This is a genomic window from Citrobacter sp. wls613 (assembly GCF_005281195.1).
GTDB classification, from domain to species: Bacteria; Pseudomonadota; Gammaproteobacteria; order Enterobacterales; family Enterobacteriaceae; genus Citrobacter; species Citrobacter gillenii.
On sequence record NZ_SZXN01000030.1, the window covers coordinates 26363 to 27126 of the forward strand.

The 764-nt window shown below is 58.4% G+C and carries 1 protein-coding gene; it reads left to right on the forward strand.

The annotated features are described in order from the left end of the window. Positions 1-6: 6 nt before the first annotated feature. A partial coding sequence (locus FDX01_RS04445) for a DUF2184 domain-containing protein (RefSeq protein WP_249360867.1) occupies positions 7-764 on the forward strand: 758 nt, incomplete at its 3' end.

Sequence of the window (764 nt, forward strand, 5' to 3'; positions counted from 1 at the left end):
AATTAAATGGCTGCAATTACCCCCAGCTACACTATCGTCAATCCGTCGTATATCGCGCCGGAGATGATCATTGGTTACCAGCAGGCATCAGGTGCGTTTGAAACCATCGCCAGCGGTAACCCGCAGGTACGCCTCGGTGTAGGCGACCAGTATGTTTACATGCGCCGCCTGGACATCCGCACTCAGGTTGCAACCAGCCAGGCCGGTAACGCGAACCAGTTGCCGAGCGTGGCGCTGGACGCGCGCATGATTTCCACTCCAACCTACCTGTTCCGCTGCCGTGGCATTTACGACCATCACGATCTGGCCGCCGCAGGCAACTGGAACTTCGCGCTTCCGGAAGCCCAGCGCCTCGGCATGCGTCAGGGTATCTTCCAGCAACTGCGTTCCTCTCTGCTGTTTGGTATGAACCCGGCTGGTGGTGAGGGCCTGCTGAATACCGCAGGAGCAACCACTGAAACCCTGCCAGCGGACACGGACGGCAACACGACCGTACTGACCTACGATCACGGTCAGATGGCCGTTTATCTGCTCGGTCATGTCCAGGCAGCGCTGACTCGCACCATGCAACTGGGTCGCCAGTTACGCGTCGTCATCCTCGGCCCGCAACGCGTTCTGGGCGCAATGGAGATTCAGCAGATTGTTCAGTTGACCTCTTACCAGCGCCCTGGTGGCGGTACTGACACCGTTGGCGGCACCGTGAAAGATGTGCTGAAAGGTGCGAATATCCAGGTTGACTGGGTATACGACGATACGCTGATTGG